Origin of the sequence: Mycoplasma imitans ATCC 51306 (genome assembly GCF_000518305.1) — a bacterium.
In the GTDB taxonomy this organism is placed as follows: Bacteria; Bacillota_I; Bacilli_A; order Mycoplasmatales; family Mycoplasmoidaceae; genus Mycoplasmoides; species Mycoplasmoides imitans.
This window is the reverse complement of the sequence record NZ_JADI01000004.1, coordinates 58537-82157: the sequence shown is the minus strand read 5'-3', so window position 1 is coordinate 82157 and position 23621 is coordinate 58537. Positions and strand designations below refer to the sequence as shown.

Annotated in this window: 12 protein-coding genes; all 12 read right to left on the bottom strand. The window is 30.9% G+C overall.

Translation table 4 applies throughout. The features are described from left to right. Positions 1–18: 18 nt before the first annotated feature. Positions 19–6351, bottom strand: a complete 6333-nt coding sequence (locus tag P690_RS0100355; RefSeq protein WP_245576632.1) for an EAGR box-containing protein — start codon at positions 6349–6351, stop codon at positions 19–21. A gap of 99 nt (positions 6352–6450) precedes the next feature. Next, positions 6451–7893 (bottom strand): MFS transporter, encoded by a 1443-nt coding sequence (locus P690_RS0100350; protein ID WP_027121827.1) that lies wholly within the window; start codon positions 7891–7893, stop codon positions 6451–6453. Further along, positions 7886–9685 carry a translation elongation factor 4 gene (gene lepA, locus P690_RS0100345; RefSeq protein ID WP_027121826.1) on the bottom strand — a complete coding sequence of 600 codons (1800 nt, stop codon included), beginning with the start codon at positions 9683–9685 and terminating at the stop codon, positions 7886–7888. Before lepA ends, P690_RS0100350 begins: the two co-directional genes overlap by 8 nt. A gap of 15 nt (positions 9686–9700) precedes the next feature. Then, positions 9701–10510 (bottom strand): DUF1600 domain-containing protein, encoded by an 810-nt coding sequence (locus tag P690_RS0100340; RefSeq protein ID WP_027121825.1) that lies wholly within the window; start codon positions 10508–10510, stop codon positions 9701–9703. Between the two features lie 19 nt (positions 10511–10529). Beyond that, the gene (locus P690_RS0100335) at positions 10530–11336 is read right to left on the bottom strand and encodes a DUF1600 domain-containing protein (protein ID WP_027121824.1); all 807 of its coding nucleotides are present in this window, start codon (positions 11334–11336) and stop codon (positions 10530–10532) included. Between the two features lie 12 nt (positions 11337–11348). After that, on the bottom strand, positions 11349–12122 hold the full coding sequence (locus P690_RS0100330) for a DUF1600 domain-containing protein (RefSeq protein WP_027121823.1): 774 nt from the start codon (positions 12120–12122) through the stop codon (positions 11349–11351). 17 nt (positions 12123–12139) lie between these two features. After that, positions 12140–15718, bottom strand: coding sequence for a DUF3713 domain-containing protein (locus P690_RS0100325; RefSeq protein WP_027121822.1), 3579 nt, complete (start codon positions 15716–15718; stop codon positions 12140–12142). A gap of 40 nt (positions 15719–15758) precedes the next feature. Beyond that, entirely contained in the window at positions 15759–19208 is a 3450-nt protein-coding gene (locus tag P690_RS0100320; RefSeq protein WP_027121821.1) for a DUF3713 domain-containing protein, read from the bottom strand. A 98-nt stretch (positions 19209–19306) separates the two neighbouring features. Further along, complete coding sequence (locus tag P690_RS0100315) at positions 19307–20209, bottom strand: ECF transporter S component (RefSeq protein WP_027121820.1); 903 nt, start codon at positions 20207–20209, stop codon at positions 19307–19309. Positions 20210–20211: 2 nt separating this feature from the next. After that, positions 20212–21567 (bottom strand): hypothetical protein, encoded by a 1356-nt coding sequence (locus P690_RS0100310; protein WP_027121819.1) that lies wholly within the window; start codon positions 21565–21567, stop codon positions 20212–20214. A gap of 1 nt (position 21568) precedes the next feature. Then, on the bottom strand, positions 21569–22486 hold the full coding sequence (holA, locus tag P690_RS0100305; RefSeq protein WP_027121818.1) for a DNA polymerase III subunit delta: 918 nt from the start codon (positions 22484–22486) through the stop codon (positions 21569–21571). Then, positions 22486–23607, bottom strand: coding sequence for a ComEC/Rec2 family competence protein (locus tag P690_RS0100300; protein WP_245576630.1), 1122 nt, complete (start codon positions 23605–23607; stop codon positions 22486–22488). The genes holA and P690_RS0100300 overlap by 1 nt, the downstream gene beginning before the upstream one ends. Positions 23608–23621 lie beyond the last annotated feature (14 nt).

Below are 23621 nucleotides of genomic sequence, written 5' to 3'. Positions count from 1 at the left end.
TATATTATAAAGTTTTTTCTAAAAATCAGAATCGAAATCAATATCAAATGTATTGTTGAAATCTAAGTCATTAAGCGAACTGCTTGATTCTAATGGTGGTAATCTTAATTTATCCATGCCATAGATTGAGTCAATATCATCAAAGTGACTTGTTAGTTCGTAATCGTTAATTCTAAAGTTTTCGTCTAAATAAGTATTGCGGTTTGAATAAATTAGATCGTTTGAACTGAAGATATCATTATCAATACTTTCTAGTTCGCTGAAAAATTCTTTAGGTTGGTGGTTAGAGAAGTATTCATAACCTTGGTTTTCGATTAACGGATCATAGCGTCTAAAGTTATCATAATTTGCACCTGCATTCTGGTTTAATTGGATGCGGTAAAGTTGTTCATAGTTACGCTTAATGTTAGGTTGAGCGTTTCTTGTGCTTTCAAAACTTTGAATTGCTTGGTCAATGTAATCACTACTTACGCGACGTTTATTTGCTAGATCATTAATCTTTTTGTAGTCTGTTCTGATCTTTCTAATTTGTTGTGCATAGATTGATTTCAGATCATTGATCTTTTTGTTGTAAAAACTAATTGCTCTGGTCTTGTTAGAGTGTTCGGTGTGTAATTCCTGAATTTGTTCATGAACAAATTTTTGATCAGCACGACTTAATTGTTTGTTTCTTAATTCTCCTTGTAATTTGTTAATTTGAGAATTAATGATTGGTAAGTCTTTTTGTAATAAGCTGATTTCATTCTTAAGCGTTGATAAGATGTAGTTGTAATTCTTAGTTGCTTCTTTTTCAGAATTCTTAAGAATTACCTTAATATTATGAACACTTTGTTTAACTTTAGCTTGGTATTCTTCTGATTTAAATACGTTGTTTGATGTTAATAGTACATCTTCGTAGTTAATAATGCGATCTAATAATTCATATAGATCGTAGTTGTTTTCACTAACTAATGATAATGAGTTATCAAAATCAAATTCCGCAGTTGGTTCACTGGATGCATTTGGAACTCTTTGTTTTCTAGACACTTTAGGTGTTGAAGGGAAGATCTCTTCAGTAATTTCTGAAGTTACCGCTAACTGACTTGATCTAACTTCGTCACGGATATCGTTCATTTCTGAACGTAATTCATTTTTAATTTGGTTAAATGATTCCATTTGAAGTTTAGATAATTCTTCAAACTTACTAAAGTATTGTTTGAATAGTTGTTCTGAGTGTTTTTCTAAAAACTGTTTCAATTCTGCCATATCCTTCTTGTATTCTTCATTGGTTACAGCAATTTGGTTTGGACTCACTTCTGGTTGAACAACAGGTTCAACAGCTTTTGGTTCTTCTACAACTTCTTCAATTACGTTAGTAATAGTATCGTCATTTTCAACGATTAATTCATCAAATCCTTGGTTTTCATCTAATTCAATAAATTTATCATCAAATTTAGTTTCTAAAATTGGTTCTTGAACAGATTTTGCTTGTGATTTGTTAATTGAGTGAATCTTAGGGAAAGTTTGTTCAGTTGAAGAGATTAAGTCATTAGTTTCTTCTAGTAATTGATCAATAACATCTTTAGAATCAGTTCTGAATTCAGCTTTTAATTCTTCGTATAATTCACCTTGACCTAATGATTTGTCAAAATTACTATCTAGATCATCAAACTTAGGCGTGTAGTCATCTAATAATGATCTTTCTTTATTGATTTGAACTTGTTCGATTGGTTTGATTACATCAATTGGTTCAAAATTAATTGATTCAACTTTAGTTGGACGGAATTCCTTATTAACTGTTGGGAATTTAAATTCAACTTTATTTAACTCCTGTTTATCATCAAACTTAGGAATGTAGTCATCTAATAATGATCTTTCTTGTTTTAATTGAACTTTTTGAATTGGTTCAATTAGATCAATACTTTCAGATTTGATTAAATCGTCATTGATTGATGGAATCTTAGTATCAATTTTAGGCACAAGATCATCTAACAATGATCTTTGTTTGTTGATTACAACTTGTTCAATTGGCTTGATTACATCAACTGGTTTTTCAACAAATTTAATTTCATCCTTAGCAGATAAAACAGCAAGACTAGATTCTGGGCTAACTGATTTATCTTGTTTTTGAGTTAACAATAAGTGTGGATCTTGTTTTAGTAATTGATCAATGTTGCTGATTGTTTCTTCTTTTGAAAGTTCAACGCGATCAGCTTTAACTTCTTCCAAGAAGTGTAATGATTTTTTGATGAATTGTTCTTCTTTCTTCTCAAATGCAGAGAAAATGTAATCAGTTCCGCGACGTGTTGTTGATGCGTTGTATAGGTTAATTACATCTAAATCGTGAATCTTACTGAAGTTATCAAACTCTTCTTTTTGAACTTTAATCTTGCTGAATTCGTTACGAAGATCGTTTATTTCTAGTTTATCATTCTGATAAACAGTCATTAAATTCTCAGCCTCTCTGGCTGGGTTTAGTAACGGACTTGCTTTTGAAACAAAGTTTTTAAGCGCAAGAGCTTCTTTAGTTTTTGCAGCTTCTTTAGCTCTAATAGCTTCTTGTTCTTTTAATCTTGCAACTTCTTGTTGGATCTTAACGATCTCTTCTTTAGCCTTAGCAGCTTCTTGTTCTCTTAATTTAGCAGATTCTTGTTGAGCTTTGATAATTTCTTCTTTAACTTTAGCTATCTCTTCGTCTTTTAATTTAGCTGATTCTTGGTCTTTTAATTTGTTAGATTGTAAAATCTTTTCTTGAGCTTGCGCTAATTGCAATTCAAGTTCGTAAATGCGTTGTTTTTGCAACTCATCTTCGATGAACTTATCAAATTTCTTAGTTGATGATTGATCTGGAACAAATTGATCGTTTTCGTCGAAATAACCGTTTCAGATTCAAACGTTCTTATCATTGTAATAACCAAATTTGCTATTACCAATAAACTTGTTGAAGAATGGTTCGCTAGCTTTTTCAACTTTAACTTCTTCAACTTTCTTGATTTCATCTTGCTTGCTAAATTCTTCGATTAATTGATCAACTTTTTCAGCTTTAGTTTGTTTATCTGATACAAAATTATTTTCATCGTCAAAATAACCTGTTCAGATTCAAACTTGCTTGTCATTGTAGTAACCGTATTCATCGTTACCAATAAACTTGTTGAAGAAAGGTTCTTCTTCAACTAAAGCGATCTTGTCTTCTTTTTCAACTACAACTTCATGAACTGGATCAGGAGTAATTGTTTCAAATTGAACAACTTCTTCAACCGGTTTAGATTCAACGCCCACTACAGTTACGTGTAGTCCTGTTACTAAATTAACTTCATCTTTTGGTAATTCAACAGTTACAGTTTCAACCGCTTTAGTATTTAAGATATCGTTAATATCAAAATCAGAAACTTCGTTTACTACTGGTGCAACTTGAATAATAGCATCATTTTCACATGTCGTTTCTACTAAACTATTAATAGCTACTGATTCAGACTCATCAGTGTATGTAGGCTTGTTAATACTTAAAGAAGGTTGACTAACAACTTGTCGTTCGTCAACAACTTTAATATCAAGTTTTTGTTCAACAGGTTGAACAAATTCAAGATTTTTAATTTCAACTGGTTTTTTAATAAAGATATCTAGCTTAGAAGGTTCAGATGAAAGTTCTTGAGAAGGTTTTATTTCGATTGCTTGTACATCAACATCTGATGATGATACATTAACATCAGTTTTGATTTCATCACCTAAATGTGTAATTTGATCAAATTTAGGTTGAATTAACTTAATTTCATCATGTTGAACTGATTTAATTGCAAATGCAGATACTGCTTCTGGAACAAACCCCTTAGTATCAACACTAATTACATCATCAGCTACTTGATCTTCTAAAACAACAGGACTTTGAACTACTAGATCAGTAGAGTCGCTATGTTTAGAATAATCTATTTTATCTTGTTGAGTTTCAGGTTGAATTTCAACTACTTGATCAACCACTGGTAAATCAAGTTTTTCTTGTTCAAATACAGGTTGAATCTTAAGTTCTTCTGGTTGAGCAGGAATTGTAGCAGGATTTAATAGACCGCGTACAACAACCTCTTCATCATCGTCTAATTGACTTACATCAACTTGTTGAATGATATCTTCTGAGAATACATCAGGCTCAGTTACAACTAGAGCAGTTTGAGAAGCCTCATCAGCTAAATGAGTTGGTTTAGGTTCTTCAAGTGTTGAAGCTACAAATGCAGGTTCAACATTTTGAACTTCAACTGGTTGTTCAACTTCAGTATGAATTTCAGCTTGAGCTTGTTGAGCTTCTACTGGTTTTTCAGTTTGATATGGAGTGTATATTAAATTACCATCGAAGTCATAAAAGTTGCCTTCGTTATCAAAACTTCCGGTTCAGATTCATTCAGATGATTCATCATAGTAACCAAAGTCGATATTACCAATAAATTGTTGGAAATCAAATCCAAATTCTTGTTCTGAAGCATCAGAATGCATCATAACAAGATCATCATTAACTGTAGCTAAAGCAGCTGGAGCAACTTCATCAGCCACTTGTTCAACCATCGTTTCTTCTGAAGGCTGTTCATCTTCAACATGAACAATTTCATCGCTAGAAGTTTCATCGACTACTTGTTCAGATTCGTCTAAAACATCAACAGATTCTTCTGTTTGTTCTGATACATCAGCTGTTTCATCACCAGGCTGTTTAACATCTAATGATTGAGTGTACTCTTCTTCTTGAGGAATGAATATTCCATACTCATTAAAGTAACCTGTTCATACTCATTCGCCGTTTTCGTCGTAATATCCGTAGTTTTCGTCACCAACGTATCTAGTTCAATCAATTTCATCACCAGAAGCAACTTCACCAGCTTGAACTGGTTCTTGTTCTTCAACAGGAACAATCGCATTGTATTGATCATCTTGATCTCGAACTTCTTCTGAGTATTCTTCATCTACAACATCATCAGTTTGTGAGTATTCTTCTACAGAAACTTCGTCTGATTGTTGTTCAACTTGAACTTCTTCTGCGTAATCTTCACCAACAGCTTCTTCAGCAAGTTGTTCTTGTTGATACTCATCACTAACAACTTGTTCATCAGGTTGTTCTTCAACAACTTCTGCATGTTCTTGTGCGTATTCTTGAACTTGTTCTTCGTGTTGTTCAGGTGCTACTTCAGCTTGAGCATATTCTTCTTGTGCTACTTGTTCATCACCTGCTGGTTCAGCATATTCATCGTAGTATTGATCAGGAATGAAGTTATTGTTTTCATCAAAGTAACCCGTTCATACTCATTCACTGTTTTCGTCGTAGTAACCATAACCTTCAACGCCAATGAATTGTTCTCAGTATTCGCTTGAACCTTCTGCTGGTTGTTGCGCATATTCTTCTTGAGCTACTTGTTCATCAGCAACAGCTTCAGTTTGTTCATCGTAGTACTCGTTAGGAATAAAGTTGTTTTCTTCATCAAAGTATCCGGTCCAAATTCACTCATTGTTTTCATCATAGTAACCATAACCTTCAATGCCAATGAATTGTTCTCAGTATTCGCCAGTTGCTTCTTGTTCAGGATGAACTTCTTCTGCTTGTTCTTGAACTGGTTGTTCTTCAACAACTTCTTCAGGTTGTTGTGCTTGGTCTACAGCATGAATTTGTTCTGCTTGTTCTTCAACAGCAGGTTCTTCCACAACTTCTTCTGGTTGTTCTTGAACAGCAATTTCTTCTGCAGGTTCTTCGACAACTTCTTCTGGTTGTTCTTGTTCAACTACTTCTTCTTCGTGTTCTTCTTCATCTTCTTCTGCTTGAACTTCTTCTTGTGGCTCATGTTCAGCAACTTCTTCTTCTACAACCTCCGCATCAGAAACTTCTTCTTCGTTAGGAATAAATTCGTTATTATCATCAAAGTAACCAGTTCATACTCATTCTTCGTTTTCATCGTAGTAACCATAACCTTCAACGCCGATAAATTGTTCTCAGTATTCACCTTCTTCTTCTGCTGCTTCAACTTCTTCAGCACCTTCAACGTGGTAATTCTCAAAGAAATCAAAAGGATTACCATCTGCATCATATAAAGCAGATGCGTCTAGTTCATAGTTTTCATATGGCTCAATGAAAATTTGATTTTCAGCATCATACGAAATATAATAAGCAATACCATCTCCATCGAACGCAACTTGAATTGAACCGTCTTCTGGTAATTGTCCGTTTTCATATGCCAACGCTGCAGGCAAAACTTCTTCAGCGCCATCATAAAGGTCACCGAATATTGATTCTGATTCTTCTTCGTTGATCTTAGTTTCTGCTATTTTTTTTAAATCTTTATTTAACTTACTTTTCTTCTTATTAGAATCAGTATCTAACTTGTTTTTCTTCTTTTTAGCCACAATAAATTCCCTGCCTTTTACGTTATAGGCACAACATTTTATATTATTATAATCTACAAAAAAATTAGGTTAACTTAATTATTTGTCTTATTAACTTTTTTAAATATAAGATTTAAAAGTTTTGAGAGCAAAAATCGGTCTTAACTTTTTGTTATTATCAATCCAACTGTTGAAGAAATATAAGATCAAACCTACTAAAACAGTAGCAATTAGGATGTATGAAATTACTGTATTAGCTTTTACAAAATCGGTTGATATCTTATCTTTGATGAATGTTGTAAAAAAGTTAGCAAAAGTTATTGCGATTGATGCCATTGTTTGATTAACACCTATTGGTGTTATTTTATTTTTCTTAAAACCGTATGATAGTGCGTGAGCAATCAGTAGGTTGTATAAAACTCCATAACCAAAACCTGAGATAGCTTGAATCCCTAAATAAACTTGACCTTTAGCTAATGTTGGAATCGATGTTGAATTAATCAACAAGATCATTGACATGTTGTACAAGATAAAGAACATACCACCAACTAGCGCGACCATTCATTTGTCAAAATACTTAACACCTACAACACCCATTAATACTCCGCCAAGCAGTTGTGCTGCACTAAACACACTTGACAGATATCCCTCATATGGAGCGCTGTTGCTATTACCCACTAACCGTTGTAAGGTTATTTGCGCAATTCCATCTGCGGTAGCAAACTTGGTAAAGATTACAATCCCTGCAAAAAGAATTACAACAATAAAACAATAGATCTTTTTTGGCGATCCATCAATAATATCTTTTGGATCCCCTTTTTTTAAACCAACAAATTGCGGATTTTCCCGTAAAAATCTTCAAAAAACAATATTTACTAAAATTGCAAATAATCCAATTAATCAAAGATATTTTGTAATGTTTACATCTGCAGTTTTTTCAGGTGTAATTGCTAGCGTTCTAACTAGTGATTGAACAGGAGATGCGACGAAATCAGCAATTAATGGCGGAATTGACAAGATTGATATCGCTAAAAACGGTTTCTCTTTAGCGTGTTGTTCATTAAATCATAGTGAAAAAGAACCAATACAAGATGCTGCTATTCCTACACCAATTGTTTGAATTAAATTTGTCGCAAAACTTGGTTTGATAATTATTGGAATAAAAGTAGCTAATTGTAATAAAAGTGCGGCAAAAATAACTCTTTTTCGCGATTTAAATCTTATTCCTAAGTAGTCAAATAATGGACGAAAAAAGATACCGACAAAACCGTACAAACTAAGCGGTAAAAATAATAAATTACGATCAATCATTAGATCGTTGTGTAATGTTCCGCGGTAACTTCTTACTAAAAAGATTGGGATTCAAAAAATTGAATAAAAAACAAATAGCTTTTTATAGCCTTTGTTTTCAAATTTAATTCTTCAGAAAAAAATAATACTAATCGTTAGTGCGGTTAAAAACAGCACTAAATTAATTATTAACGAGATCTTATATCTTTCTGAAATCATTATGCTAGCTTGATTAGTTAATTGAACTAACATTCAATCAAATTGATTATTCATCGTCTTGTAATAATTTTGAAAATGTTTCTTGAGGGATCTGAACAGATCCAATTGCTTTAAGGCGTTTTTTACCTTCTTTTTGTTGTTCTAATAATTTTTTCTTACGTGTAACGTCACCACCATAACATTTAGCTAAAACGTTTTTTCGCATTGCTTTAATCGTTTCACGCGAGATAATTTTAGAACCAACAGCTGCTTGAATTGGAATTTCAAACAAATGACGTGGAATTAAGGTTTTTAATTTCTCTACGATCTTTTTTGCTTTTTGATAAACAAATTGAGTATGACTAATAAATGATAACGCATCAACTTTTTGACCATTTAATAAGATATCAACTTTTACTAAATTTGATTCACGATATCCGATTAGTTCATAGTCTAATGAAGCATAACCTTTAGTTACTGATTTCAACTTATCAAAAAATGAGTAAATAATTTCAGCTAACGGAATTTCATAGGTCAAGATCTTTCTTGAACTATCGATTTCTGTTAATTCAATATATTCGCCACGAAAATTTTGGCATAATTCCATAATTGGGCCAATAAATTCATCAGGCGTTGAGATGCTTAACTTAACAAAAGGCTCAAGCATGCTCTTAATTCGATCACGCTCGGGCATATTTGCTGGATTATCAACTTTAATCTGTTCACCATCGGTTAAAAAACACTTATACATAACTGATGGCGCTAATAAAATTAGTGGAATGTTGTATTCGCGGACAATCCGTTCACGGATGACATCCATGTGTAATAAACCTAAAAAACCACACCGGACACCAAATCCTAGTGCGTTAGATGTTTCATATTCATATTCCAAAGCAGCATCTGTTAAAACGATCTTTTCCATAGCTACTTTTAGGTTTTGATAATCACCAGTATCAACTGGGTATAAACCAGCATAAACCATTGGAATCACCTTACGATAACCAGTTAAAGGTTGTGCACACGGATTATTAGCATTAGTTATCGTATCACCAACATGAACATCGCGAATTGTTTTAATAGAAGCAGTTACATAACCAACTTCTCCTGCTTCTAAATAAGATCGGCTTTTCATATTAGGATTTTTAATCCCAACTTCTGTAACAATGTATTTAACATTGTTAGCCATAAACAAGATCTCGTCACCAACTTTCAATTTTCCATCAAAAATTCTGATGAAACAAACAACACCTTTGTGCGGATCGTAATAACTATCAAAAATTAATGCTTTTAATGGAGCATCATCATTAGCATCTCTTGGCGGAGGAACTTTCTTAATAATCGCATCTAAAACTTGTTCAATATTTAAACCTGTTTTAGCAGAAATCAAAGGAACATCTGAACAATCGATACCAATTTTGGTTTCAATCTCGCGTTTAACTCGATCAACATCTGCTGATGGTAGATCAACTTTGTTAATAACTGGAATAATCTCCAGATTATTTTCAAGTGCTAAATAAACGTTTGACAACGTTTGTGCTTGTACACCTTGAGATGCATCTACAACTAATAAGGCAGCTTCACAAGCAGCTAAACTACGCGAAACTTCATAAGTAAAGTCGACGTGACCAGGGGTGTCGATCAAGTGAAATGTATATTGCTGATCATTACGTTTAAACTTTAATTGCACCGCATTAAGTTTAATCGTAATTCCGCGCTCACGTTCAAGTTCCATGCTATCTAAAAGTTGATTTTTCATCTCTCTTTTAGATACAGTTTCAGTAATCTCAATTAATCGGTCAGATAAAGTTGATTTCCCGTGATCAATATGGGCAATAATACTAAAATTACGTATGTTTTTCTTATCCATATCCTAATTTAATTATTATTTACCTATATCGAATTTAATGAATTTAATTGATCTCTTTCTTAAATCTGCAGGGTAATCAATATATTTTTTTGAAATCTTCACATAAGAGATTCAAATAATGAAATAACTTAACGGGAAGTAACCAAATAATAAACAGATGATAGCAGCTCAAGCAATCTTAGGATTCTCCCTTACGTTAGTTATTCCACCATAAACTGAATAAATTGAACCATCAGTTGTTTTATAAACAAAAGGAACTGTAATTACATAAATTCCATAGATTAGCGGATAGATCGTTCCTGTTAAAAAGTAAGTATGGAATTTGCCAATTGTTCTAGCTGGTGAATAAACAAATGCTAAAAAACCTACAATGATAAAGAATAACGGGTTAAATAAATGAGCCATCAATCCTCTTGCTAATTTAACTTTATCTAAAATGTGTTTGTATCCTAATTTTCCAAATTGCAAGATCACATTATAACCAATAAACGTAAATAAGATATAAACGATACTAGCAACTAAGAATTTATCTTTTTTTAGAAAACTGTGATGAGGTAAGAACACATAAAAAAATGAAAACACTAATAAGATGAAGTTACTTTGGTTGGTAAACTTATCAAATGTTCGATAAACGTCTTCAAATTTAGTAATATCATTAACACTTGCAGCGTTTCTCAACATTGCTGCTATTATCTCTTGAACGATAAATAACGCTGTTGCTAAATTAACTAAAAATACAAAAAAGAAGATTTTTTGCGCTTTGGTTAATTGATATTTATATCAAAAAATAAAATCTTTATTTTTCTTTTCCATTTGTTGATTCATTCTTAAATTCATCCTTTAACTATATTTTTTCTTCTTGATTATTTTTAATCACCACATTTTGTTCATATTTGTGAGAGATCTTCTTAGCACCAAACCACGTTAAGTAAGTCGTTAGTGGTATCAATACGAACATTAAGAAGAAGATCATCGGGAAAGCAACTTGTGGATAGTCCTTCGTGTTTGTAGCGATATTGTAAACTGAGTACGTTGTACCATCTAATCGATTGTAGATAAATGGAATCGCCATCACATAAATACAATAAATTGCTGGATAGATCATGATCGGAATCAGATAGCTAGTAAATTTCTTTAGCTTAAGATTTGGATCATAAATAAATTTATAAAAACCACAAACAATAAATATAATTGGGTTGATTAAATGTTTGTATAGATCAACAAACAATAAGAAAATGGTTGGTTTGGAACCATAACCTACTTTTGTATGACTTGCAGCCAATAAAGAATCTGGGGCAACAAATGTTGCAATCTTACTTGATAAACTTACCAAGTTATATACAAAAAAGGTAATAAAAATATAAGTAATACTAGCTATTAAAAACTTATCGTTTTTCATAAAACTGTGCTTAGAAAAAAACACATAAAACAATGAAAAGAAAAAGATAAGAATATTCGTCTGGTTAGTAAACTTATCAAAAGTTATAAAACCATCTCTACCATTATATAGTCGCGCAAAAACACCATGGAATACTAACAATAACCCGATCGCATTAACAACAAACACAAAAAGAAAGATTTTTTGCGATCCATTTAATTGATTTCTATATCAGTTTGTTGCACTGAACTTCTTTATCTTTAATGCATTCATGATATTTAACAACTAATGTCCTGCTGCAATTGCCGCTTTTCTTTGGGCAATTCTGTAGTGACGGTTATTGAATCCTCTGGCAAACAATATGATGAAATAAAACGATGCTGGGTAATATACAAAAGTTAAAATAAGACCAATAACAATAGCAGTAGCAGTATTATTTATCGTATTGCTGTAAATTCCATAAACTGAATAGATTTCTTTGTCTGGAGAATGATAAACCAACGGAATTGTTAATACGTAGATTAAATAAATTATTGGATAGATCATTCCATAAAACAAGAAACTAGAAAACTTGTGGAAATCTTTAATTGGGTTGTAGATGAATCTAAAGAATCCGCAAACAAAAAAGATTATTGGGTTAATTATTTGTAAGAAAATTCCAGAAGCCACAACAGCTGGTTTTAATGTAATTGTGCCTTTTGCTTGTTCCACTAAACCATCAACAATATCACCTGTAAATAAATTAAACAGGGTATATGCCATACTAAAGATTAAAAACTTTTCGTTTCTAAGTAAAGTGCTCTTTGGAGCAAAAACATAAACAAATGAAAAGATAAATAATAAGACACTAGTCTGATTATTAAAACTACCAATTGCGGTAAATCCATTGATAAAAGTAGAACCAAAAGTGTTGGTACTTAAACTGTCAACAAAGTTGAAAACAACAAAACCCAAACCGATCGTATTAACTAACAGTACCACAAATAATAACTTTTGTGATTTAGTTAATTTGCTTTTGTATCACTTAATTCCGCAAAAGCGTTCTTTTTTATTAGTCATTTTTTAATGAAAATTTTTTATGATAATCTCTTCCCAAAAATTGTCCCTAAAGCGTTGTATAATCTTTGATCTCTAACAACAAGTTTGTTATCAGCTGTTAATCGATTCATTGCTTGGATTTGGATAGATGAGTTAGTTGCAGTCATCGCGATTACTGTTAATAATTCAGATGGAGTTAAACCAAGCGCTTTAGTTGGATCTGATAATCATCCTGCACCAAGATTGGTTAAATCATTGTAACTTACTTGTTTTACATAAGCAGCTACCCTTCTTAAGCTTCCTTGTAAGTATAAGCTGTTATTTACTTGGAAATCAGGAGTTTTTTGAGTTCCAATATAACCTACATAGCGTTTGAATGCGGTTGCTGGAATCATATCGATCATTTTTTTAATCTCAGTAACTTTTTCATCAAAAGTTATTGGTTTATTATCAGAATTATTACCAAAGTAAGTATTATTAGGAACTCTGGTTTCGTTAGTAATATTGCGAGCTAGATTATCCAATTCACGTTCAGTTTTAATACTGTCAACGTATTTAACTAGATTATCTTTGCTTCCATAACCATAGAAAGCGCCTTGTTCACCTGATGAACCATAAGTAGAGAATAAAGCTGATTTTAATTCATTACTAATAGCTGCATTAGTATTACTAAACACTAGACCAGCAAAACCATATTGAGGAGTTTTTGGTTCAGCTTCAGAACTTGAAACTTTGAAAGTTAATGAACTGTTATCTCAGTAATTAGGAGGAGAAATTTTATCCGCTTCTGATTTAATCATATTCTGTCAATTAGATTGAGATGAACCTAAAATTCCATTTGGATTCGCATCAAATGTTAGTAATGGGTTAGATATTTTGCTATCTTTAGTTGAATCCAAATTAATTGGCAATGATCAAGTCGCAAAAGCAACATCGCCAGGTTTCATATTCAACAGTGCAATGCGCTTAAAGTTAGCTAAATCATTTCTTAGCAATCATTGGAATGTGTATAGGAATCTATAAAAATTAAACGTTACATCAGTTCCTTGTTGATCATCAAGTCTTTGTAAATCTCATAAAAGATCAACTAAAGTATTTAAAGAACTAAAGCTATCGTAAACACCGTAAGCAGTCTTATCATTTAACGTGTTGAATGCTGTCATTTTATACACGTTTCTAACAACATCAATTAATAATTGTTGACGAATACCTTCGAAAGTTAAAAGCTGGTTATTATTTAGATTAAAGAAATCTTGAAAATCAGGATTTGCTTTGATGTAATCAATTCTAATCTCATTAGTTAATGCTGATGATGAGATAACTGAACCTACAGCTAAGTTAATTGCTAAGTATAAACCTGATCAATCTTTAAGTGTTTGATCATCAGCGTTCACTTTAATAAAAGTATTTTGACTTTGACTATTTACTAAAGTAGTTACAACTTTTAATTTAGTTAATAAACTGTTTATTTGTGCGTTTCTAGCCTCAAGAGCTGCATCAGTATTCTCTTTAATTTTAGCTACTGTACCATTTGTGGTTGCAGATAACCCATAAAGTGACAGGTAATATTGTTCTAATCCATTGAATGAACCATCAGCAGCTCTTACATATGGTAATCTAGCCGCAATACCATTATTAGCAGTTTGGTTATTTCTTTGGTTATCTTCAAAACCTTTAGCACGATCATAAATCTTAGCTCTGATGTTTTTTACATCAGCATCTAAATTAAGTGCTTTTTGATAAGTAACTTGTGCTTTAACTAATTCGTTAACTAGATCATAAACCTTCTTAAAGCTTGTTTTAAAGCTGAAGTTAGCGTTATCTTCAATGTTGAAGATATTGTTTTTGTCTGTCGGTTTAGCAATAGCATCTTCATACATCTTACTTAATGCTAAGTAAAGATTTAGTGTTTGATTTTTATTGAAGTAAGTTTTGATCTGATTTTCTAAATCGAAATCATATTTTTCATTATCAGATAAGTTAACTGATGATCTTAGTAACGAACGGTAAGCTAAGAATTGTTTTTGTTTTTCAATATCTCTAGTTTTGCCACTTTGATTTAAGTAGTAATCACCACCATCGATCGCCATCACGTGAATTCCATCTTTACCACGAGAGAACATGAACTTGCTAGCGTTTTTATTTTTATCCATTACGGTAGTTTGTGTTCCGCTTGAAGTTCCATTAGCTTTAGAAGAATCAACTGCTTGTTGTCCGTTCCATTCAAAAATTTCGTATATTTTTTTCTTACCAGCTGCTAAATCAGCATAGGCACTGTAATATGGATCAGTGGTTATATTAGGATCACCAGTTTTTAATAACAAATTATTATTGATTGCTTGAGAAAAAGTATTTTCTGCAGCAACACTATTAGCCATTCCCGATCCTGTTCCATTATTCTGAGGTGATCTAATGAAATTATTCATTAAATTCACTTCATCAATAGTTGATTGAACCGGGCCTACATTATCCAGGTGAGAATTATTTGTTTGTTTTAAATATTGTTGAACAAAAGCAGCACTAAACGATACGTCAAAACTGTTGAACATATCAGATGCAGTCATTAACAACTTACCACCAGAATCTGATGAGAAGTTATTAGGAATATCGATTCCTTTGGTTGAGCTATTTACATAACTATCCAATCCATTGCGAATGAATTGATTGTATGCTCTCATTCCTTTGTTTTCATCAAATGGTTGATCTTTTGGATTTTTGAATGCTTGGAAATTATAACTAGCTACAAGTGCTGAAGAGCTTATAGCACGATCGTTAAAAATTGTGTTTAAACCATCTTTAGGAGTGTCGTTGGTGAAAACAATTCTTGATACTAAGTTAGGGTTTTCATCAGTTACCCATTGATTGAAAACTGAAGCCTGAATTTGGGCTAAGAATTCATTATTATTTTTCTCAAAGTCAGTTTTGCTAAACCCACCATCAGTAAATCTAATGTTTGCTCAGTTAGCTGGATCATTTAATATTGCTCGTGAAGGGATCTTAGTTAGGTTTGAATAATTAGTAAAACCATCCGCATCAGTTGTTGTAGTAGGTGCGTAAGTTAGATAAGAATCCTTAAACACAGAGTCAAAGAAATCATTAATAATCTTTTGGTTTAATTGGTTTTGTAAATAACTTTCTTCAGTAGCACCGCTTGAATCAAATAACTGGGTTTGGATTAAATCCATATAGTTATTTCCATAAAGCTTCTTATTATCATTAATTGATGTATTTAGTTGATCATTGATATCATCACTAAAGTTTTGATACTTATTGCTTAAAACTTGTGATTTAGAGTTCTTGTAATAATCAGCTAAACTATCAGCTAATAAAGATGATAATAAACTTTGGAAACCTTGGTTGTTTTTAAGTGCGGTTGCTAGCACAGTTTGCGCTTGAAGTGCTTGACCGCCTAAAATATTATTATTATTACCCGTAACAAAACCTTGGTTTTGATTATCACCAGTTGTACTAAACCCAGTATTGAACTTTTTGTTTAGTAAGTTGTTAGCGCTTGTAGCATTACCACAAGAACTAACAATAATTCCAGCTAAAGAAATTAATGATAATAATGATATCTGTTTAACGAATTTACGTTTTTTATTGTTGCTCTGAGACATTAGCTTTACTCCATTTTAAAATTTTACTACTTTATTTAATTTATGAATTCTTTAATACCCATCTTAAACCTAACGCATCATATAAGCGTTTATCGTTTACTTCGATCAGTTTTTGATTATCAATGATCACTAATTCGGCATTATTTTGGTAAGAACTATCAAATGCGTATTTAGCAATAACTGATAATAATTCATTAACTGATAAACCTAAACGGTTGTTTGCATTAGTCAATCAAGAAGCGCCACCTAAATTAGCTACATCCTTGAAGTTGACTTGCTTCATATAAGTTGTTCAGTTAAGTAACGACTTAGCTGCTGTGTAAGGAATGAAATCACTTGGTTGAATTGTTAAATCGGTTGAACTTACCTTGTTTTGTCCTACATAACCAACAAATTTCGTATAAACATCAGCTGGTAAAATCTTCTGATCACTTAATTGACTAATCAGATTATCTCTTCTTTGTTCAATTGTTAATGGTTGTCCATTAGCATCTGTATCAAATAAGTTGATATTAACTTGTGCTCTTCTTAATAATTCAACAAAAGCATCCAACTCACGGTTAGTTGTTAATGTCTTTACGTAATTAACAACATCTTCTAGTGAACCACCAAATGAATATAACACCCCTGCTTGACCTGATTGTTCGAAGTTATCAAACAACACTGTTTTAACTTCGGTGTTTAAGCTGTTATTAGCGTTAACAATATTCAAGCCATTAAATCCGTATACTCTTTGATTACTATCATTTATAGTTGAGTAATTGATATTATTAGCTTGTGAATTAGGGTTATTATCAGGAACTTGTTTTAAGTTAGCAAAATTAAACTTAGAACCTTGTAGATAATTTGGATTAGCGATGAAATTGGTGAAATTAATCTTATCTTGGTTTGTTGCAATATTTCCATTATCATCTAATTTCGTACCATTAGTTAATGTTCAAGAAACATTAGCACTAATCCCTCTGGTAATTTGGTTTGATAAGATTTTTTTGAATTCTGCTAAATTATCTTGAATCAAGTATCTAAACGTATTTATATATCTTAAATAATTTAATCTAGCATCATCATTAACGCTGTTGATAGTTTTTTGATTATCAAAGTAGTTAGCTAACACGGTATCATATTGATCTTTAGTTGTTCATGACCCATACTTTACTTTATTAGTTTCAGTTTGTCATGTACTTTGAATAAAGTAGAAATCAACAACGTTCTTAATCTGATCTGCAGTTAAACCTTCATAGTTCTTGAATTGATTTGTGCTAGTATCATAAAACTTATTAAACGCTTCATCATTTAGGTAGAATTTACGTTTAAAATCATTTGTTGATGTCGGCAAAGCAATTGTTGTATTAATTGCTAAGTTAGCAGCTAAACTATATGAATCATCATATCTTGAACTTACAAAAACATTTTGTGAGTATTGATAAGAAGTTACACCATTTAACAATAATGCATCAGCTGCTGCTTTAGCGCTTTCATAATACTTAGCTTTGGTATCATTAACTACTTTATCAAATAGCTGGCTTAAGCCTTGATCTTTTTTGATTAATGTATCAGCTGGTAATAAGTTGTTTTCAATTAATAGATCTTTGTAGTAACTTTCAATTCCTACATAAGAACCATCAGCAGCTGCTGGATGAGGTAATCTTCCTGCAATACCCACTGCTGGTGTTTTATCTGATTTAATTAGACTATCAAAGGTATTAGCTCTTTCGATTATCTTTTCTCTAGCATTAATCGCATCATTTCTTACTTTATTAGCAAAATCGTAATTAGCTTTATTTTGAACTAAATTCTTAAGGATACTTGATACTTTAGTTAATGACGCTAGTAATGCTTCATTACCTTTTTTGTGTAAGAATGAATTTTTATCATCTACTGCATTCAATAAGAACTGAATTGTTAGAGTAATATTGTTTTGATCGTAATATTTTTTAACCGTATCTAATAAGTTAAATTGATAGGTTTTTTCGCTATAATATTTTGCAAACTCAGGATTATTTAATAATTGGTTTCTAAATAATAAGAATTGTTTTTGTTTTTCAATATCTCTAGAATTACCTGTTAAATAATAATTTGCACCATCAATCGCCATGATATGGATGCCATCCTTGCCACGAGATAAGATGAATTGTTTTTCAATATTCTTATTATTTTCGTTATCTGAAGTTGGTCTTACGTATTCATGAAGACTAGCTTGACCTTCTGCGTATTTTTTGTATATGTCGTAGTAGCTTCCGTTTTGAATCTTATCAACCAAAATGCTTGATTTAATTTTTTCTGAAATTTCTTTTAGTTGAGCATCATTAGAAGTTAAATCTAATTTTGTTGAAAAGGCTGCATTATCATTTCCATTATCAGCAAAAATAAAATTCTTCATGATGTTATTAGGATCTAATGTAACTGTAGCAATCGCATTATCCTTATCAACATTATTAGTTAAGTCCTGGTATTGTTGAACGTAAGCAGTGCTAAAGGCAACGTCAAATGAATTGAACATATCACCAGCACTCATTAACAACTTACCACCAGAATCTGATGAAAATTGGTTTAAAAAATCAACAGTAAAATTATTTGGATCGTAATAATTAACTAATCCATCATTTGCTACTAGTTGTCTAAATCCAGTTGATAATTTAGGTGATGTTTGATCGGTCACTTGAGTTGGATCAGTAAATGCTTGGAAACTATAACTAGCTTTTAAATCATCACCTAAAACTTTCTTATCAAAGATTTGGTCTAATCCACCTCTAATATCTTCATTAGTAAATACGATACGAGAAACTAAGTTTGGGTTTTCTTGCTTAACTCACTGATCGTAGATGTACGATTGGAAATCAGCAAACATTTGGTTATCATTCTGAGTTGATTTACTATCAGTGTAACCTTTAGCATAAAATTTAAAGTTTTTTCAGTTTTCAGGTTTGCTAATTACATCAATTAAAGGATCGTCCTGTTTTTTGTTTTCATCATTAAAGTAGCCTAAATAGTTAGTTTGAAATACTTTTGATGTGAAATCAGTAAACACGTTGGTTAAAACTTGTTTACGTTTGTAACTATCTGCTGTTCCACCATTAGGATCTAAAAGGTCAGTTTGTCTTCTAATCTCAAAGTTTCTTCTAAATTGATTTCTTAATGATGTTGTTTCGCTGTCTAATTTAGATTGTGCATCTCTTTCTCAACCTTGATATTTTTGAACAATGTCATTTGAAGCATTGTTAATATACCAATCAGATAATGAATTGGCAATTAAATATCTAGCAAAATCATTAAAACCTTGATCAGTTTCTAATGAATTTTGTAAAACAGCATTAAATGATCCAGCACTAGAATTACTAAAATTTTCAGGATGAAGTTTAGTTTTAAATAAATCTTCAACAATTGGATTGTTAGCGGCGCTAGAACAACTGCTAGCCACCATGCTCATTACACTTACACCACTTAATAATAAGGAAGCTGTAAGAATTTTGTGTTTTTTGTTTTTAAACATAAAACTAGTTATCTACATATACAAATAAATGAAGAAACACCAAGGATCCTTCAACTATATCGTTTTTAATTATACTATATCACTTATTTTAATTGTGTTTATCATCGCAAGCGTGATAAGTTAAAAAAGTTCTGTAAATGAGGCTCAGAGATCTTAATTAAACCTATCACACAAATGATTAGAATCGGCAATCTTAACGTTTCTTTTATTACTCTTGGAATTAAGTAAGCGCTTAAAATATAATCTTTAGTTTTTGGTTTTTGATTTACTACATTGATCAAAAATTCGTTAATAGCGATTGTTCCCAGAACTAATGAATACAAGATTGATAATGTAATCATCATTGTTGAAACATATAAGAACAATTTGATTGATTCTTTAGTTTTACGATTCTTGAAGTATAAAGCTCAGCTAATGATTTCAGCAAAGACAAAAAAGATCGCCATAAACACCATACTTAGAGTAGTTCCAAATGAGTTATTTTTTAATAAGATCTTTTCCGTATTTGAATTGTTATACAAAGATAAAAAAATAAATCCTGAGATACAAAAACCAGCAATTAAAATTTGTTGAAAAACGAAATCCCAAAAATTCGAGACGTAGTTTTTTCTAATTCGATAAATTGATCCGAATAGCGCAGCTGTAAACACAATCATCGGTTCTTGAACAGCATACAGCCAATATCAAACACCACCACCGCCTAAAAAGAATGATAGAGTGTCTGTTAAAAATCCGATTGGAATTGCTACAACCGGTCCAAAAATTCAACCAATTAAAGCTAAACCTACTCAAGATATCCCCAATCTAATTGTCGGCCCTAAACGGATAACGAATAAACCTAAAACAATTTTCAAAGCTATAAAAATAGCTAAAAAAGAAATTAAGTAAATGTTATACCTTAACTTTAACGGTCAAAACGGTAAAAAGAACTTGATGATTGCTAATTTGTCTATCGGCTTTTTAGCAACACGCAGTTCTTTTTGTAATCTTATTTTTTGCAAATCTAGAATACTCCTGATTTAGATGTATCTGTAGCACTTCCTCGATCAAAAAGCGAAGTTATTTCACCTGCAGCTTTTTTGATTTCCTCAGCATATTTATTAATTGTTTCTTCCACTCTTTCATTATCAACTTTTGGTTTAAAGAAAAATGAAACAACTATTAAGAAAACTATAACTAAAGGTAAAGCAATTAACGAGATTCAAATTACTTCTGTAATCGCGCTAACTGTATGAGAAGGAATAGCTCCCGTTTCTACGAAAACGATTTTAGCAGGAACGCTGTATAAATTAATTACTCCTTGAAGTAATGATCCACCAGCAAACGGTGTTAGAAATGGAGAGAAACTATATAGTAATAAAAATAAGAAGAAAAAAACTAATGGTCTAATTCTGAAATTGTACTTAAGGTTGTCATTTATTTGCGGAATTTTCACTTCCTTATTCATGTAAGTACTGATTATAGCTACTGCGTTTTGTGCTCTTTTAGGTGATGTTTTACCGGTTGCAGAATTAATATAAGAAACAGCAGTAACCAAACTAACAGCAATTAAAACAACAGAAGATATAAAGTTTGGTGGGCTAAATATTGGATATGGATTCTTATCAAAATCAGCAATAAATGATGGAACTGAGCTTCTTTGTAATAAAACAAAGTATCAAACCATCAAACTAGCACCTAACAATGCAAATAATAAACACACCGCAAAAGCAAAGTAGTTTAAGAAAAGCAGTAATTTAGATTTTTCCTTATAAAGGAAAATTTTACCAATATCTAATTCAGATCTTACTACTATGCTTGCAAATTGACGGTAATCAGGTTGTCCAATATTAGCAAAGATTTTTTCTAAATTATTTTTTAGATCTTTTTGGGTGTTGATTCCACCACTAAAAGGAACTGATCTATCAGGTATAATTTCTTGTTCTTCAACGTCTGAAACACTTGGAGCAGCAGCTTGTGGTCTACTGTTTGTTGCATCTTTTGAATCAGCATTACTCTCAGAAGTCTTAGTATTTCCAACGATTTCGTCAAAAGATAAGTTAAAGGTATTTAAAATAAAAATATCAAGATAACGAACATCATCAATTGCGTCATCAACTTCTTTGTAAGCAATTAATTCATCGGCCGTTCGTTTCTTTGATGAATGCCGATTTAATCTTTCTAAAGCTACATTAACATACTCTAAGTTTTGTTCTGAATTTTCAGCCTTAGATGCTAAATATTTATAAGCTGCTATTTGTTTGAACAAAACATCTCTAAAAGCTTCGTTTTTAAGTTCGTTAGCAAATTTTTCACTATTAAAAATAGTGTTCAGCTTATATTTAAGGTTATCTAATGTTGTATTAAGGTCTATAGACATATTAATTAATACCTTTTATTATAAAGAACTTCAGAGTTTGATAAGAATCAGATAAGTTTCTTTTATTATTAATATCTAATTTTAACAAATTAACAATAAAATCCTTAATAGCAACTGCGGATTTTACTTGAATATCTCTATAAGTATATTTTATCCAATAAATATTTACGCCCATCTTTTTTGCTATTTCTTCATCAGATAATTTCATATTCTTTCCTAACAACATGAAATAAATCTTGCTTAGCATTGTTATTAATATCGAAATAATTTCTGTGGGTTGACGTTTGTTTTCAATTAAATCTTCATATATCACTAATATTTCGTCAACCTTGTTATTAATAATCTCTTTAGCTAGGTTGTATATTTTTTTATCAGAATGATCAATAATGATGTTTTCTATTGATTCACTATCATATAAAGTTTCTTTATCAACATATTCTAGTTTTTTAATTTCATTAACTATTAATCTAGCATTGAAATTAGTTTTTTCATTTATTAAATAAATTAATCAATTTGGATATTCATCGAAAATTTTATCAAGATGTTTTTTAATAAAACCTATTTTTGATTCGTTGCTTTTATCTAAAGCTTTTATCTCATTTTTACCGGAGATTTTTAATATTTTTTCTTTTTTACGATCATAATTACTACTAACTAACAAGTATATATTTTTGGTTGAATTATTGATATTGTTAATAATAGTTTTGCTTTCGTTTATATCAAAATCTTTATTTAAAAAAGTTGGATTAATAATTGCTACATCTTTTTTAGAATTACCATCAAATAAACCAGCGCTCAAATATGGAGCTAAATTGGTGTTGCCACTATAATTAACTCACACTATATTTTCTGGTTTTAGTTTTTCTATTAAGTAATCTTGAGATAAATAAAAATCGTCGCAAATAATTAAATAATTCATTAATTCAACCTTTTCATTCACATATAGCTAATAAATAAATAATAAATTAATAAATAGTAATAGGGGATTCAACTCGCTAATTGCTTTAAATTTATGACAAAATAATTAATTTGAAGCAGTTTAACAACATTTAGAAACAAGCTATGGATCCAAGCTAAAAACGGCCAAACAATATTAAATGGAAATAAGAACAGATTAATAAAATAAAGGCTAATAATTATCGGACTTAAAATTATTGACCAGAATATTGTTAGAAGGTTGATTTTCCCATAGCCGTTGATAATTAGACCACCTAGAATAAAGTTAATAACTACACTAGCAATCAAAGATTTAACAAAGTTATTTAATTTTTTAATTTGAAAAATTAAGTAAATTACAGATACGCTTAAGTAACTTAATGTATAAGAATAACTCATAAAAGCATAAGGATTTAGCATTAACAAAATTATTCCTGAAATTGCTAAATTTATGAATTTGAAATTTTTGTTTTTTAAATATTTTCCAAGTAACGCATTTAAAAGCAAACATAACAAAACTCTAAGAACACCATAACTAAAATTTAAAAGGTAAGAATAAAAAAATAATATTGAAAATGATGCAATATTACCGGCGATTTTGTATTTTTTTAAAATTGATTGAATAACTAAATTGATTAAAGATAGATGCAGCCCGCTTATTACTAGTAAGTGCGCAATTGATAAATTTAATATTTGTTCGTAAATAAATTTATTGTCGCTATTTTTGATATTAAATAAAGTTAATAATAATAACCCTTTAGATTCTTTATTAGGGTTTGTGTCTAGGTAATTTATAATGATTTTTCTTAAATCATATTTCTTGGGTATTTTATCCAATAAAGTCTTAAATGTAATTCCTTCTAATTGAAAATATTCAAAAATGAAATAATACAAAACAAAGAGCAAGAATAACAAAATTATCGGAATGCTAATCCGATAATTAAATAAAAACACACTTAAACCGGAAAACACAGCACCTAATACTAATACTAAAATTAGTTGCTGTTTGCTAAAAACATATCCCAATAATCATATAGAAAATAAGCAAAATAACAGACCGAGTCCGTAATTTTGCTTAATGTTCTCTTTTGAATCTGTTTCCATATACAAGATATGGA